This window comes from Nocardia sp. NPDC102475, from assembly GCF_055584605.1.
In genome coordinates this window covers 68,711-82,917 of record NZ_JBVJLS010000009.1, presented here as the reverse complement: position 1 = coordinate 82,917, position 14,207 = coordinate 68,711, and the positions used below count along the sequence as shown (strand labels likewise).

The following is a 14,207-nucleotide window of genomic DNA, read 5'->3' as shown; positions in this document are numbered from 1 at the left end:
CGGTGCCGAATACATCCCGAACCAGGAGTTGATATGCGAATCGGAATCATCGGGGCCGGCGCGATGGCGAAGGCACTCGGCGGCGGCTGGGCCGCGGCCGGGCACGAGCTCGTTGTCGGCGCTCGGTCCCGTGCGGCCGCGGATGCGCTGGCAGCAACCATCGGGCACGGAGCACGGGGCGGAAGTGTCGGCGCGGCTGCCGAATTCGGGGCGGTCGTACTGTTGGCACTGCCGGTAAGTGCCCTTGACGAAGTACTGGGTGAAATCCGCGGAGAACTTGCCGGACGGACGGTGATCGACTGCACCAATGCGTTCCTCCCGGACGAGGCCGCGCCGCAAGGAGTTCTGGCTTTCGTATTGTCCGAGGACGCGGTCGCGGCTCGCATCGCGGCGATGGTTCCCGGGGCGAACGTGGTGAAGGCTTTCAACGTGTGTGCCGCCGAGGTGTGGGAATCACCGGCCCGCGTCTTCGAGGACCGCAGGCTGGCGGTGCCGATCTGCGGTGACGACGCTGCCGCGGTGCAACAGGTCGCGGCACTGGCGGAAGATCTCGGGCTGCAACCGATTTCGGCGGGCGGACTGCATCGCGCCAAATATCTCGAGGCAACGTCGGTCTTCACCGTCGGCCTCTGGTTCGGCGGCGCGGATGCCCGCGCGGTCTTCCCCCCCTTGGAAGCGGCATTCGCCGTGGCCGACTAGCGACCGGACCCGGTCCGAGCGTGCACGACCGCCCATACCCCGCGGATTCGAGCTTGATGCGCGAGAGGTGCACGCTCGGGCCGGATACGGCTTACCAGCCCGGGTTACCCCGCACCGGAAGATTCACGAAACTCGGCCGATTCGGATCCAGTTGCACGTGTTGTGGGTTCAGACCCGTATCGATCAGCATCGGCAGTACCGGCAGGCCCTTGGGGAAGTTGCCCGCGAAGACATCCACGCGCAGGCGATGGCCCGGCTGCAGAATCGCCTCGGTGGCGGGCAGGGTGATATCGAGGGTCGTCTCCTCCCCCGGCACGGTCGGCTGACGCAGGTCCAGCGATGTGTAGGGCCGCGGATCGGTGTAATCGCCACTGGCGGAACGGGTGCTGTTCGCCTCGTCGACCTGACGCAGCGAGGCCATCAACTGGCCGGAGGAGAGCACGGTGGACTGGCCGTCCGGCGCGACATCGTTCACCGTGACCACCCAGTAGCCGTCGGTCGCATCCTGAACGGTGTCGAGGTGCGCGGCGATTCGGCCGGAGATGGTGGTCGGCTCGGCGACCGGGTCGCTGGTGAAGGTCAGCCCGTTCAGCTCGGCGATCCGGGAGTCCTTGGCGCAACCATCGATGATCGAGAGGAAACCCGCACTACCCTGCGCTGCGTCGTTGGAGCACAGGGTAGTCAGGCCTGGCGCGAGGGTGAGCCGCGCCGAGTCGGGGCTCGCGGTGGCGAGCAACGATCCGTCGTTCAGGCTGTTCACGGTGCCGCTTCGGCTGGCGGACAGGTACATCCGGCGATATTCGGCATCCTGGGAGCCGGTCTGCGGATCGGCGAACGAGTCGGTGGTGATCCAGCCGCCGCCCTGCTGCCGCAAGGTGATCGGGCCGTACTGATCGATGCCGTTGTCGATTCCCTTGAGCCACTTGTCGAACCACGCGCGCTGCAGCACATCCAGGCGCGGCGGCAGGCCGGGCTTGCCGTATTCATTGCCCGAGTTGATGTGGTACGTATTGCCCATCAGCAGCTGTTTCTGGCCCGCGGGCAGCGGAATCTCGTTGTAGATCTTGGATTCCGAGTAGGTGAACAGATCGTGCCAGCCACCGGTGACGAAGGTGGGCACCTGGATCTGGCTCGGATCGCTGAGCCAGGCCGCGCGCGACGCCGACGAACCGGTCAGCAGTTCCTTGGCGCGCGGGTCCAGGTCCTCGATCCGGGTGGTGCTGTAGACATTGAGCAACACATCCATGAAGGTGAACGGATCCTGCGCGCGATCCGCGAGCCAATTCATATCGAACTGCCCGTTGAGTATCGACGCCACATCCGGAACCAGCTTGAGGCCGTTGATGGCGGTCAGCCACAGCGGAATGAAGTTGAAGCCGAAGCCGCCGCCGGGTGCGAGCACATCGTTGACCAGGTCACTGCCGGGTACCACGGGGAAGATCGCCTTCAGCGCGGGCGGATGCATCGCGGCGACCTGGATCTGGTTGATGCCCGAATAGGACAGGCCGTTCATGCCGATGCGGCCGTCGGACCACGGCTGACGCGCGGTCCAGTCGATGACTTCGTAGGAGTCCTGCTGTTCGCGCTGACGCAGCATGTCCCAGGTGCCCTGGGAGAAACCGGTGCCGCGCACGTCGACCACGACCTGGGTGTAGCCGCTCTTGATGAGCTGGCGGTCGACGGCGAAGTTGCGCAGTTCGCCGCCGCCGAAGGATTTGGTCAGATCGGTGACGCCGGAGAGCGGAGTGCCGCTGAGGTCGATCCGGCGGAACAGTTCGATCAGCGCATCGGACAGGCCCGGAATGGACATGGCGCTGTCGGCGATGTTCGAGACCAGTTTGGTGTACGGCGTCAGATTCACCACCGTGGGCGTCGGGGTGTCGATCGGGCGACCAGCGGCATCCGCCGGACGGTACACATTGCTCTTCAAGACGGTGCCGTCGCTCATGGTTATCGGCACATCCCACTGGATATTCACATTCGGGTACTGCTGGGGTCCGTCCTCGGTCGCGGCCCAGGCGGCACCGGCCGCGCCACCGTCGGGACCGGACGGCACCGACGCGGCGATCGCGCTCTGGGTGACGAATGGAATGAGCACCGCCGTGGCGACTGCCGCCATGGTGGCACGCAACATTGTCTGCATCAGGGGTGATCCGCCTCTCGGACTGGTCGAACGACCAGAGCTTACATACCGACGAGTAGGTTCGAGCTTGGGGCTACTTAGATCACGGTAAGAATTCCGGTTCACATATACCAACCGACCTCGCATTATGCCTGCGAAAAACTGAGGAAATCGGCGCCGACCTGCAGAATTCACACTAACCCAGGCGATCACAGCTAACTGACCGCGACCCGCGCATCAGCCCAAATCCAATCGAGGCAAACGGCGTGCGACCTCGCAAGCGGATCAGCTGTGTCTGCCACGAAACGACAACGCGCCGCGACCGAGGCCGGTCGCGGCGCGTTTGTATCGAGGTAGGTGCTTATTTGCCGCCCTGGCTGGCGACGGCCGCGGCACCCGCGGCGGCCGCCTCGGGGTCCAGGTATTCGCGCGGACGAACCGGGCGCAAGTTCTCGTCCAGCTCATAGCGCAGCGGAATACCGGTGGGGATGTTCAGGCCGGCGATATCGTCATCGGAGATCCGGTCCAGGTGCTTGACCAGCGCGCGCAGCGAATTGCCGTGTGCCGCAACGAGAACGGTCTTGCCCGAGAGCAGATCCTTGGAGATGGCCGACTCCCAGTACGGGACCATCCGGTTCACCACGTCGAGCAGGCATTCGGTCTTGGGGACGTCGATGCCGTCGTAGCGCGGGTCGCTCTCCTGGCTGTACTCGTTCGACGGGTCGATCGGCGGCGGCGGAGTGTCGTAGCTGCGCCGCCACAGCATGAACTGATCGTCGCCGTACTGGTCGCGGACCTGCGCCTTGTTCTTGCCCTGCAGATCGCCGTAGTGGCGCTCGTTGAGGCGCCAGTCGCGCACGACCGGGATCCAGTGCCGGTCGGCGGCGTCCAGCGCGATATTCGCGGTGCTGATCGCGCGCCGCAGCACGGAGGTGTAGACGATATCGGGCAGAATGCCGTGTTCGGCCAACAGTTCCCCGGCGCGCTTGCCCTCGGCGATGCCCTTATCGGTCAGGTGCACATCCACCCAGCCGGTGAAAAGGTTCATGGCATTCCATTCGCTCTCGCCGTGGCGCAGCAACACGAGGGTGTACGTCATGCAGGCCATTCTGGCATGTACGCGAACCGGGCTCGCATCCGTTCCCAGTGCTCAGGAGATGGCATCGGCGGTATCGTGGCCCGCGGCGAGCACACCCGCGCCAACCAGGGTGGCGCCATTGGTGATTCGCGACGGCACCACCTGCAGCTCGCGCAGGAAGTCCAAACCCGCGTGCCGGGTCAGTGCCGCGCGCAGCGGTTCCCATAGCGGTTCACCCGATTGTGCGAAGCCGCCGCCGATCACCACCCGATCGATGTCGAGCGTCGAGGCCGCGGAGGCGATGGCCGTGCCGAGGGCGGTTCCGGCCCGATGCAGCGCGGCGAGTGCAATCTCGTTTCCGGTGTGCGCGGCCTTCGCCAGCCCGGCGCCGGTCTCACCGCGCCAACCCTGTTCGCGCGCCCAGCGCACCGATGACATACCGCTGGCGATCGCCTCGACGCAGCCGACGCCGCCACATTCACACGGGACATCCCAACCCGGCACCACGATATGGCCGACGTGTCCGGCATTGCCGGTGCGGCCGAGCACCACCCGACCGTCGGCGATGATGCCGCCGCCGATGCCCGAGGAGACCGTCATGGCCAGGCCGTTCGGAATGCCGCGCAGCGCGCCGACGTGATGTTCGGCCAGCGCAAGGCAGGCGCCGTCGATGGCGAATCGCACTGCGGCGGAAGGGAACAGCCGCTGCACCTCGGCCACGATCGGGAAGCCCGGCTTCCATTCCGGAATGTTCAGCGGACCGGTGACACCAGTGCGCACATCGACCGGTCCGGCCGAACCGATCCCGATCGCCGAGACCGTCGCGTCACCGGCCACCTCCAGCAGCAGATCGCGGCACACCGACCACACCGACTCCCGAGGCACATCGACCCGCCGCACGTCGCGCACCTTCCGGCCCCCGTAGACGACCCCAGCGGCGAATTTCGTCGCACCGATATCCAGAGCAAGAACCATCATCGCCGGGCTGCCTTCCTGTACCTCGCGGCCCATTCCTACAGCGCGATTGTCGCCTACGTCGAGCGTGTCGGTGTCGGATCGACATCGAGGAACCCCTGCTCGGATCCGGACCCCGGTCCGCACTCGAGCCTCCGCCTGTGCACCCACAGTCGCAGGCTCACACCGGCAATGGGAGGTCTGTGCTCACGACAGCGAGTCTGCATGCGAGCACGGCGACGAGCTCAGGGCTGGTCGGCGGTTTCCACCAGATGCTCGAAGGCGCGCAGGTTCTGCAAGGATTCGCCGCGCGATACCCGCCACTTCCATTCCCGGCGAATGGATTCGGCGAAGCCGAGTTCCAGCAGGAAATTGAAGTCGGCGTCGACGGCCTCGAGGATCTGGCCGAAGATCCGGTCCAGTTCATCGGGGGTGACGGCGTGGGTGGCCATGCGGCCGACCAGATAGATATCGCCGACGCGGTCCAGGGTGTAGGCCACACCGTAGAGGCGGCGGTTGCGACGCAGCAGGAATTTGTAGACGCCCTCGAAGTTCTCGTCGGGCTTGCGGCAGACGAACGATTCGATCCGCAGTCCGTGCTTGCCGACGGTGAGCATCACGGTGGTCTTGAGTTTGCGCTCACCGGGCAGGATGACGACGAACGTCTCCTGGCTGGGATGGGTGTACTCGATCTCGCGCTCGCGCAGCGTTTCGTCGATCAGCTGTGCGGTCGCGGCTGCCGTGCTCATCGGTGCGCTCCCGTCCGGCGCCGCCACAGCGCCCGCGATCTGGCCGGGCTGGTCTCACCGAGGAGAACAGCACTGCGTTCACCCGTGAGGTTAGTGCGTTCCTCCGGCAGCTCGGCGCGCGCGGCCTCGAACACCTTGCGACGGCCCGCACCGAGACCGGCGCGCACCGCACGGAAATCGGCCAGCGCCGCCGAGTAACTGGCGAGCAGTCCGTCCGCGGTGTGCTCCCAGGAGAAATGCCCGGCGTGCTCGACCGCGCGCAAACCCATCCGACGTAGTCGCTCGCCGTCGTCGAGCAGGTGGCCGAGGGCGTCGGCCCAGTCCGGAGTCCGGTGTCCGGGGACGAGCAGTCCGGTCTCACCGTGGCGCACGGCGGTGCCGAGCCCGCCCACATCCGCCGCGAGCACCGGGGTGCCACTGGCCTGCGCTTCGATGGCGACCAGACCGAAGGATTCGTTGTAGCTGGGCACCGCGACCAGGTCGGCGGCGCGATACACCTGGACCAGGCGATCGGGCGGCTGCGGCGGCAGGAAGGTGACGTGCTCGGCGATGCCGAGCGCGGCCGCGAGCTCGATCAGTGAATCGGGGCGCTCCAGTCCGGTGCCGGACGGTCCGCCGACGATGAGCACCCGCAGCTTGCGCGCCGGGTCGCGGTGCAGCAGTTCGGCGGCCGCACGGACCAGCACATCCGGGGCCTTGAGCGGCTGGATGCGGCCGATGAACGCGACGATCCGCTCATCGGTGGCCAGACCCAATTCGGCTCGGGCCGCGGCTTTTTCACCGGGACAGTAGCGAGTCAGATCCGCGCCGGGCGGCACCACATCGATGCGCTCGGGATCGGCACCGTACAGCTCGATGAGCTGGCGCGCCTCCTCCGCAGTGTTGGCGACCATGCGATCGGCCTCGGCGATCACCTGCTTCTCGCCGATCTCGCGGGTCGCGGGTTCGGGGCAGTCGCCCTCGGCCAGCGCCGCGTTCTTCACCGCGGCCAAGGTATGCGCGGTGTGCACCAGCGGCACCCGCCAGCGGTCGCGCGCCAGCCAGCCGACCTGACCGGATAGCCAGTAGTGCGAATGGACGAGGTCATAGTGTCCGGGCAGGTGTCTGGCCTCTTGGCGCAGCACCTCGGCCGTGAACGGGCACAGCTGGGTCGGCAGGTCGTGCTTGTCCAGCCCCTCGAACGGGCCCGCCACCACATTGCGCACCAGAACGCCCGGGGCCGCCTCTTGGACGGGCGGGACGTTCGAGGAGGTGGCCCGGGTGAAGATCTCGACCTCGGTGCCGCGTCGGGCCAGCTGAATGGCGGTTTGCAGGACATAGACGTTCATGCCGCCTGCATCGCCGGTACCCGGTTGAGCAAGTGGTGAGGTGTGCACCGATAACACGGCGATCCGATTCGGCCGTAGGTCCGGGCGTTGACTCACACCATCCATAGTGCACGTTGAATTGCCCAACCCAGACGCCGTAACCGGGCCGAGTGACAGTCGTCACAGCAGTTTCGTGAGGGTTCTCACGCGCGGTGCAAATATCTGCCCAGTGCTGATCTTGGCACCGGGACACGACAAGTCTGCTCGAGCCGAGCGTGCGGCGCCAGCGAATTTCGGACGGCTAATTCAGACCGTCGATGAACGCGCTCACCTCGGTGACGAAGCGGGCGCGATCCTCGATGAACAGCCCGTGCTGCGCGTCCTCCCAGAACGAACCGCGGCCGTCGGGCACCGCATCGAGGATGTAGCGCCCGTTCTCGATCGGCACGACCGGATCCTTGGTTCCGTGCAGGACCAGCACCGGAATGTCCAGGGCACGTAGCGTTTCGGTGTTGTCGACGGTCCGGTAGAACAGCGCCTTGCGCACCCGGGGCGGCGTGCCGAGGCTCGCACCGAAGATGCGCTGGGCATCGACGCCTTTGTCCGGACCGGGTCCGGTATTCGCATTGCCGAAGGCGCCGAACGCGCGCAACGCCCTGCCCGCACTCTCCTCGAACACACCGGGAATGGCCTCCCGCATGGCCGAACCGGTCTCCGCACCGGGTGCACGACCGATATTGGCCATCGAACCCGAGTAGATGACGCCCGCGACCGCGCCGGTGCCGTACGCGGTCAGGTAGTCGCTGATCACGATGCCGCCGTAGGACCAGCCGAGCAGCACCGCATCGGATCGGATGCCTTCGGCGGCGAGCACCGCGGCGATATCGGCGGCCCAGTTCTTCGGATCGTCGTAGCCGGTTTCCGGGGCGCCGGAGTAGCCGTGACCGCGCAGGTCGACGGCGAGCACCCGGAAGCGCTCGGCCAGCTCGTCCGCGGCCGCGCCCCAGCACTGCAGATTGGCCGACCAACCGTGCACCAGCACCAGCGGCCTGCCGTCGGCCGGGCCGCCGACCCGATAGACGATGCTCGTTCCGTCCGCACTGACCGCTTCCCGAATAGCCATGCCACCGAGGCTAATGGCGGCCGGTCCGGTGCGGTGATCGGGGCAACAGCCGGGCTCACCAGCAATCGACTCCGTAGCGACTGCTTGCAGGTCGCTCGAAATGGTCGGCACTTAGGATCGGAATCATGAGCATTCGCACTGCCGTCGTCACCGGAGCCAGCTCGGGAATCGGGGAAGCCACCGCCCGGGAACTCGCCAAACAGGGCTATCACGTGGTCCTCGGTGCGCGCAGGCTCGATCGGCTGCGGCGCCTCGCCGACGAAATCGGCGGCACCGCACTCGAACTCGATGTGACCTCGGACGATTCCGTACACGCGTTCACCGATGCGATCGACAACGCCGATGTGCTGGTCAACAATGCGGGTGGTGCGAAGGGTCTGGCACCGGTGGCCGAGGCGGATCTGGACGACTGGCGCTGGATGTGGGAAACCAATGTGCTCGGCACGCTGCGGGTGACCAAGGCGTTGCTGCCGAAGCTGATCGCCTCGGGCGACGGGCTCATCGTCACCATCACCTCGGTCGCCGCCTTCGAGGCCTACGACAACGGCTCCGGCTACACTTCGGCCAAGCACGCACAGGCCGTACTGCACCGCACATTGCGCGGCGAACTGCTCGGCCGGCCGGTGCGGCTCACCGAAATCGCGCCCGGCGCAGTGGAAACCGAGTTCTCGCTGGTGCGATTCGCCGGAGACGAGGAGCGCGCGGCCAAGGTGTACGAGGGCATTGATCCGCTCGTCGCGCAGGACATCGCGGAGATCATCGGGTTCGTGGCGTCGCGACCGTCACATGTGAATCTGGACCAGATCATCGTCAAGCCGCGTGACCAGGCCGGTCCGGGACGCTTCGCTCGCCGCGGCTGACGGAATCGGCGATACTCCATCCGACTCGACCGTTTCTCGATTGCTGTGAATTCGCTCCGGCGTGGCGCGGACGTTAACATCGGGTGTTTGAAACGCAGATAGACCAGATTGGAGTGGCTCGGCTCATGCTCAAGGGTTTCAAAGATTTCCTGATGCGCGGGAACGTCATCGACCTCGCCGTCGCGGTGGTCATGGGCACCGCTTTCACCTCGGTGGTGACGGCAGTGACAAAGGGAATCATCAATCCGCTGCTAGCGGTATTGGGTAAGACCAATGAGCTGGGACTCGGCGTTCAGCTGGTCTCCGGCAAACCGGCCACCTTCATAGCGATCGGGCCGATCATCACCGCGCTCATCGACTTCATGCTGGTGGCCGGGGTGCTGTACTTCGTGCTGATGGTGCCGATGAAGACACTGAAGAATCGCTTCGGCACCGCCAAGGTGGCCGAGCCGTCCGAGATCGAATTGCTCATCGAGATTCGCGATCTGCTCGCCAAGCAGCACAAGGACGCGGTCGTCGAGACCGAATCGTTCGGTAAGGACGGTTCGCTCGTCAAGGAGAACGCGCGGTAATTGCCACGCGCCGAATATGTTTCGCCCCCGCACGGTTCTCCCCGAGCGGGGGCGATTTTCATTCAGGCGCCGACGTATGCCGCCAGGTGTTCGCCGGTGAGGGTGGCGCGCTCGGCGACCAGGTCTGCGGGCGTGCCCTCGAAGACGATCTTGCCGCCGTCGTGGCCCGCACCGGGGCCGAGGTCGATGATCCAGTCGGCATGGGCCATTACCGCCTGGTGGTGCTCGATGACAATGACCGACTTACCCGAGTCGACCAGCCGGTCGAGCAGGCCGAGCAGCTGTTCGACATCGGCGAGATGCAGGCCCGTCGTCGGCTCGTCGAGGACGTAGACGCCGCCCTTGTCCGCCATATGGGTGGCCAGCTTGAGCCGCTGCCGCTCGCCGCCGGACAGCGTGGTGAGCGGCTGACCGAGGGTGAGGTAGCCGAGACCGACATCGGCGAGCCGGTCCAGGATCTTCTCCGCGGCCGGTGTGCGCGCCGCGCCGTCGCTGAAGAACTCCTGCGCCTCGGTCACCGACATCGCGAGCACCTCGCTGATATCGCGGCCGCCGAGGTGGTACTCGAGCACTGCGGCTTGGAACCGTTTGCCCTCGCATACCTCACAGGTGGTGGCGACACCGGCCATGACCGCGAGGTCGGTGTAGATGACGCCCGCGCCGTTGCAATTGGGGCACGCGCCCTCGGAGTTGGCGCTGAAAAGCGCCGGCTTGACGCCGTTTTCCTTCGCGAATGCTTTGCGGATCGGGTCGAGCAGACCCGTGTAGGTCGCCGGGTTGCTTCGTCGCGAACCACGGATCGCGCCCTGATCCACTGACACCACGTCCGCGGAGCTTGCGGAGCGGCCGTCGAGCTGAGCTGCGCCTGCGGGGATGGAGCCGTGCACGAGCGAACTCTTACCCGAGCCCGCGACGCCGGTGATGACCGCGAGCACACCGAGCGGAATGTCTACATCGACATCCCGCAGGTTGTTGGTCGACGCACCGCGAATCTCCAACGCGCCATTGGACTTTCGGACCGTCTCCTTCAGCGCGGCGCGGTCGTCGAAGTGATGGCCGGTAATGGTGCCGCTGCCGCGCAGCCCATCGACGCTGCCCTCGAAGCAGACCGTGCCGCCGCCCGTACCCGCGCCCGGACCCAGGTCGACGATGTGGTCGGCGATGACGATCGTCTCCGGCTTGTGCTCGACGACGAGCACCGTATTGCCCTTGTCGCGCAGCCGCAGCAGCAGTTCGTTCATCCGCTGGATGTCATGCGGGTGCAGCCCCGCGGTGGGCTCGTCGAATACGTAGGTGACGTCGGTGAGCGAGGAGCCGAGGTGGCGGATCATCTTGACGCGCTGCGCCTCACCACCGGACAGTGTGCCCGCGGGCCGTTCCAGCGACAGGTAGCCGAGTCCGATCTCCACGAACGAGTCGAGGGTGTGCCGCAGCGAGGTCAGCAGCGGCGCCACCGACGGCTCCTTCAGCCCGCTGACCCATTCGGCCAGATCGCTGATCTGCATGGCGCAGGCGTCGGCGATGCTGATGCCCTTGATCTTCGACGATCGCGCCAACTCGCTGAGCCGGGTGCCGTCGCATTCGGGGCAGATCTGGAAGGTGACCGCCCGCCCCACGAAGGCGCGGATATGCGGCTGCAGCGCGTCGACGTCCTTGGAGAGCATCGACTTGCGGATCCTCGGGATCAAGCCCTCGTAGGTCAGGTTGATGCCATCGACCTTGATCTTGGTCGGCTCCTTGTAGAGCAGATCGTTGAGTTCGCGCTTGTTGAACTTCTCGAGCGGCTTGTCCGGATCGAAGAAGCCGCAGCCGGTGAAGATGCGGCCGAACCAGCCGTCCATGCTGTAGCCGGGGATGGTGAGCGCGCCCTCGTTCAGCGATTTCGTGTCGTCGTACAGCTGGGTCAGATCGATGTCGTTGACCGAACCCCGGCCCTCACAGCGCGGACACATGCCGCCGGTGATGCTGAAGCTACGACGCTCCTTGACCGTCTTCCCGGCGCGCTCGATCGCGACCGCACCCGCGCCGCTGATCGAAGCGACATTGAAGGAGAACGCCTGCGGCGAGCCGATATGCGGCTCGCCGAGTCGGCTGAACAGGATGCGCAGCATGGCACTGGCATCGGTGGCGGTGCCGACCGTGGAGCGCGGGTCGGCGCCCATGCGCTGCTGGTCGACGATGATCGCGGTGGTCAGCCCGTCGAGCACGTCGACATCGGGCCGCGCCAGCGTGGGCATGAAGCCCTGCACGAAGGTGCTGTAGGTCTCGTTGATCAGCCGCTGGGACTCCGCAGCGATGGTGTCGAATACCAGCGAACTCTTGCCCGAGCCGGAAACACCGGTGAACACCGTCAATCGGCGCTTCGGGATCTCGATGCTGATGTCTTTGAGGTTGTTCACGCGTGCGCCGAGCACGCGGATCAGATCGTGGCTGTCGGCAGCGTGGGCTTGCGTGTCCGTCTTCTTGGCCATGCTGATCGGTTCTCCATCTGGTTGCGCGGGCCGCATGCACGGTCTCCGTCGGAGGGCTCGACACCGGTGGCTTGCGGCCGCCACCGGCGTCTCTGTGATTGCCCGAGGCTCAGCTCAACTGCTGGATACGAACCATGTTTCCGGCGGGATCGCGGAAGGCGCAGTCGCGAACCCCGTATGGCTGATCGGTCGGCTCCTGGACAACCTCGGCATTGGTGGCCTGCACCTTCTCGAAGGTGGCGTCGACATCCTTGGTAGCCAACAGGATGCTGGCGTAGGTGCCCTTGGCCATCATCTCGGCGATGGTGCGGCGCTCGTCGTCGGTGATGCCGGGGTCGGCGGCCGGCGGGTGCAGGACGATGGATGTGCCCGGCTGGTCGACCGGGCCGACGGTGAGCCAGCGCATCCCGTTGAATCCGACGTCTTTGCGCAGCTCGAAGCCGAGGGCGTCGCGGTAGAAGGCGAGGGCGGCCTCCGGGTCGTCCTGTGGGAGGAAGCTCGCTTGAATGATGATGTCCATGGCGTTCACGCTAGTTGCCCCTAGTTGACCGGCGCTTCTCGATTCCTGATCGGTCTCGTCACCCGTTTCACGACGAGCGTCGGCAGATCCACCGTGGCGTGCTCGGCCTGCTCCCGGTAGGTGCTGGGCGGTATTCCGACCAGTTCGGTGAACCGTGTGCTGAAGGTGCCCAGCGACTGGCAGCCGACCGCGAAACAGACCTCGGTGACGCTGAGATCGCCACGCCGCAACAGCGACATCGCGCGCTCGATGCGCCGCGTCATCAGATAGGAGTACGGCGACTCGCCGTACGCGAGCTTGAACTGGCGGCTCAGGTGACCGGCCGATATGTGCTCGTCGCGGGCCAGCCGCTCGACGTCGAGCGGCTGCGCGTACTCCCGGTCGATCCGGTCGCGGACACGACGCAGGCGAGCGAGCTCGCGCAGGTTGTCCTCCGTGGCTGGTCTGCTGGTCACCTGACCGATCGTCGCATGTCGCGCGGGGTTTGCCTAGCTCAGCGACCGCCGGCGGGCAGCGGCGGCACCGGTGTCGCGGACACCGGATTCTTGGGTTCGCCCTGCAATGCCGACAGCCCGGTCCAGGTATTCCAGTCGATGGTCCAGTCGTAGAGATCGCCGTCGGCGGCCGACAGCGCGATCGACGTGCCGGTCACCTCGACCGGATCGCCGTAGAGCGCGGTCGGGAAGTAGGCCTGCGCGTCACTCGGCGACAGGTTGATGCAGCCGTTGGTGACATTCGAAGAGCCCTGTGCCGAAAGGGATTGCGGATTGGCGTGGATGAATTCGCCATTGTTCGAGATGCGTACGGCCCAGCGTTCGCGAACGTTGGTGTAGAACGGCGGATTCGACATCATGAAGTCTTCGTACTTCTCGGTGACGACGTGCACACCGGAGCGGGTGACATTGCGCGCCTCATTGCCCTCGCCGTAGCTGACCGGGATATCGACGACGACCTGTCCGTCGCGCACGACCTGCATGCGATGGCTCGGTGCGTTGGCCTTGACGATCTGGCTGCGGCCGATGCGGAAATCCGAAGTGAGATCGGAATATCCGTAGTTTCCGCCGCCGAGATCCAGGCCGTAGAGCTTGGCCGCGACGTGCACGGTGGTGCCGGGCGCCCAGTAATCCTTCGGTCGCCAGTGCACGCGCGAGCCGCCGTTGTCGTCCGGGAACCAGGCCCACGCGCCCTCGGTCGGCGGATTGGTGGTGATGGTGAGCGCCTTCTCCACCGCGGCCTTGTTCTGCACAGATCCCTTGAACTGCAAGATGATCGGGGCGGCGATGCCGACTTCCTGGTTATCGGCGATATTGAGCGTCGCGGGGAAGGTGTTCTTCGGTGCCAGCGTGGTGAAGGCGCCGTCGATCGGGACCGGCTTGTGGTCGATGCCGACCACGGTGCCGGACCAGGTGTATTTGGCGTCGTAGCCGAGCGGTTCGGTGGTCTGGTAGCTGTGCTTGTCCGCGGCGAGTTCGCCGGCGACCTGCTTGCCGTTGGCGTTGGTCAGCGCGATCTGATCGATGGTGCCGTCGGTGACGGTGACCGAGATCGGTGCGGTCGGATTGACGTTCTTGGCGTCGGCGCCGGGTGTCAGCGTGACCTTCGCGACGGGGGTGTTGTCTTTGGCGGAGTTGCTATTTCCGCCTTTGTCGGACGTGCATCCGGCCACCAGCGCGACTACCACGAGCAGCACGGCGGAGACGGCGGCGGCCGGTCTGTGGATGACTGGACGATGGCTCACTTCATCGAATTTAC

The 14,207-nt window shown here is 65.9% G+C and carries 13 protein-coding genes; 3 read left to right on the top strand and 10 right to left on the bottom strand.

Features of this window, described 5'->3' with window-relative positions:
* Positions 1-33: 33 nt before the first annotated feature.
* On the top strand, positions 34-699 hold the full coding sequence (locus ACZ60G_RS18110; RefSeq protein WP_465811234.1) for an NADPH-dependent F420 reductase: 666 nt from the start codon (positions 34-36) through the stop codon (positions 697-699).
* 91 nt (positions 700-790) lie between these two features.
* On the opposite strand, the gene ACZ60G_RS18105 is transcribed toward ACZ60G_RS18110, so the two are convergent.
* The 6 genes from ACZ60G_RS18105 to ACZ60G_RS18080 all read right to left on the bottom strand — a co-directional run bounded on the left by ACZ60G_RS18105 (position 791) and on the right by ACZ60G_RS18080 (position 8,032).
* On the bottom strand, positions 791-2,842 hold the full coding sequence (locus ACZ60G_RS18105) for a CocE/NonD family hydrolase (protein WP_465811233.1): 2,052 nt from the start codon (positions 2,840-2,842) through the stop codon (positions 791-793).
* Positions 2,843-3,182: 340 nt separating this feature from the next.
* The gene (locus ACZ60G_RS18100) at positions 3,183-3,920 is read right to left on the bottom strand and encodes a phosphoglyceromutase (protein WP_465811232.1); all 738 of its coding nucleotides are present in this window, start codon (positions 3,918-3,920) and stop codon (positions 3,183-3,185) included.
* 51 nt (positions 3,921-3,971) lie between these two features.
* On the bottom strand, positions 3,972-4,877 hold the full coding sequence (locus ACZ60G_RS18095; RefSeq protein WP_465811231.1) for an ROK family protein: 906 nt from the start codon (positions 4,875-4,877) through the stop codon (positions 3,972-3,974).
* Between the two features lie 221 nt (positions 4,878-5,098).
* Positions 5,099-5,602 carry a type III secretion system chaperone family protein gene (locus ACZ60G_RS18090; protein WP_465811230.1) on the bottom strand — a complete coding sequence of 168 codons (504 nt, stop codon included), beginning with the start codon at positions 5,600-5,602 and terminating at the stop codon, positions 5,099-5,101.
* Positions 5,599-7,035 carry a D-inositol-3-phosphate glycosyltransferase gene (gene mshA / locus ACZ60G_RS18085; RefSeq protein ID WP_465811229.1) on the bottom strand — a complete coding sequence of 479 codons (1,437 nt, stop codon included), beginning with the start codon at positions 7,033-7,035 and terminating at the stop codon, positions 5,599-5,601. The genes ACZ60G_RS18090 and mshA overlap by 4 nt, the downstream gene beginning before the upstream one ends.
* Before the next feature lie 175 nt (positions 7,036-7,210).
* Positions 7,211-8,032 (bottom strand): alpha/beta fold hydrolase, encoded by an 822-nt coding sequence (locus tag ACZ60G_RS18080; RefSeq protein WP_465811228.1) that lies wholly within the window; start codon positions 8,030-8,032, stop codon positions 7,211-7,213.
* Positions 8,033-8,157: 125 nt separating this feature from the next.
* Between ACZ60G_RS18080 and ACZ60G_RS18075 the strand changes: the two genes are divergently transcribed.
* Together ACZ60G_RS18075 and mscL are read left to right on the top strand one after the other, a co-directional pair.
* On the top strand, positions 8,158-8,892 hold the full coding sequence (locus tag ACZ60G_RS18075) for an SDR family NAD(P)-dependent oxidoreductase (protein WP_465811227.1): 735 nt from the start codon (positions 8,158-8,160) through the stop codon (positions 8,890-8,892).
* A 125-nt stretch (positions 8,893-9,017) separates the two neighbouring features.
* A complete protein-coding gene (gene mscL, locus ACZ60G_RS18070) occupies positions 9,018-9,464 on the top strand; it encodes a large conductance mechanosensitive channel protein MscL (RefSeq protein ID WP_465811226.1) in 447 nt (148 codons plus the stop codon).
* Between the two features lie 62 nt (positions 9,465-9,526).
* Here mscL and ACZ60G_RS18065 read toward each other — a convergent pair whose 3' ends face one another.
* The 4 genes from ACZ60G_RS18065 to ACZ60G_RS18050 form a co-directional block, all read right to left on the bottom strand.
* Complete coding sequence (locus tag ACZ60G_RS18065) at positions 9,527-11,935, bottom strand: ATP-binding cassette domain-containing protein (protein ID WP_465811225.1); 2,409 nt, start codon at positions 11,933-11,935, stop codon at positions 9,527-9,529.
* A gap of 109 nt (positions 11,936-12,044) precedes the next feature.
* Positions 12,045-12,455 carry a VOC family protein gene (locus ACZ60G_RS18060; protein ID WP_364472274.1) on the bottom strand — a complete coding sequence of 137 codons (411 nt, stop codon included), beginning with the start codon at positions 12,453-12,455 and terminating at the stop codon, positions 12,045-12,047.
* 20 nt (positions 12,456-12,475) lie between these two features.
* Complete coding sequence (locus ACZ60G_RS18055) at positions 12,476-12,910, bottom strand: helix-turn-helix transcriptional regulator (RefSeq protein WP_465811224.1); 435 nt, start codon at positions 12,908-12,910, stop codon at positions 12,476-12,478.
* Between the two features lie 38 nt (positions 12,911-12,948).
* Positions 12,949-14,193 carry a L,D-transpeptidase gene (locus tag ACZ60G_RS18050; RefSeq protein WP_465811223.1) on the bottom strand — a complete coding sequence of 415 codons (1,245 nt, stop codon included), beginning with the start codon at positions 14,191-14,193 and terminating at the stop codon, positions 12,949-12,951.
* Between the last annotated feature and the right edge of the window lie 14 nt (positions 14,194-14,207).

Excerpts from the sequence above, each read along its gene's own strand:
- ACZ60G_RS18110 (WP_465811234.1), top strand. The coding sequence starts at position 34 with ATGCGAATCGGAATCATCGGGGCCGGCGCGATGGCGAAGGCACTCGGC.
- ACZ60G_RS18105 (WP_465811233.1), bottom strand. The coding sequence starts at position 2,842 with ATGCAGACAATGTTGCGTGCCACCATGGCGGCAGTCGCCACGGCGGTG.
- ACZ60G_RS18100 (WP_465811232.1), bottom strand. The coding sequence starts at position 3,920 with ATGACGTACACCCTCGTGTTGCTGCGCCACGGCGAGAGCGAATGGAAT.
- ACZ60G_RS18095 (WP_465811231.1), bottom strand. The coding sequence starts at position 4,877 with ATGATGGTTCTTGCTCTGGATATCGGTGCGACGAAATTCGCCGCTGGG.
- ACZ60G_RS18090 (WP_465811230.1), bottom strand. The coding sequence starts at position 5,602 with ATGAGCACGGCAGCCGCGACCGCACAGCTGATCGACGAAACGCTGCGC.
- mshA (WP_465811229.1), bottom strand. The coding sequence starts at position 7,035 with ATGGATGGTGTGAGTCAACGCCCGGACCTACGGCCGAATCGGATCGCC.
- ACZ60G_RS18080 (WP_465811228.1), bottom strand. The coding sequence starts at position 8,032 with ATGGCTATTCGGGAAGCGGTCAGTGCGGACGGAACGAGCATCGTCTAT.
- ACZ60G_RS18075 (WP_465811227.1), top strand. The coding sequence starts at position 8,158 with ATGAGCATTCGCACTGCCGTCGTCACCGGAGCCAGCTCGGGAATCGGG.
- mscL (WP_465811226.1), top strand. The coding sequence starts at position 9,018 with ATGCTCAAGGGTTTCAAAGATTTCCTGATGCGCGGGAACGTCATCGAC.
- ACZ60G_RS18065 (WP_465811225.1), bottom strand. The coding sequence starts at position 11,935 with ATGGCCAAGAAGACGGACACGCAAGCCCACGCTGCCGACAGCCACGAT.
- ACZ60G_RS18060 (WP_364472274.1), bottom strand. The coding sequence starts at position 12,455 with ATGGACATCATCATTCAAGCGAGCTTCCTCCCACAGGACGACCCGGAG.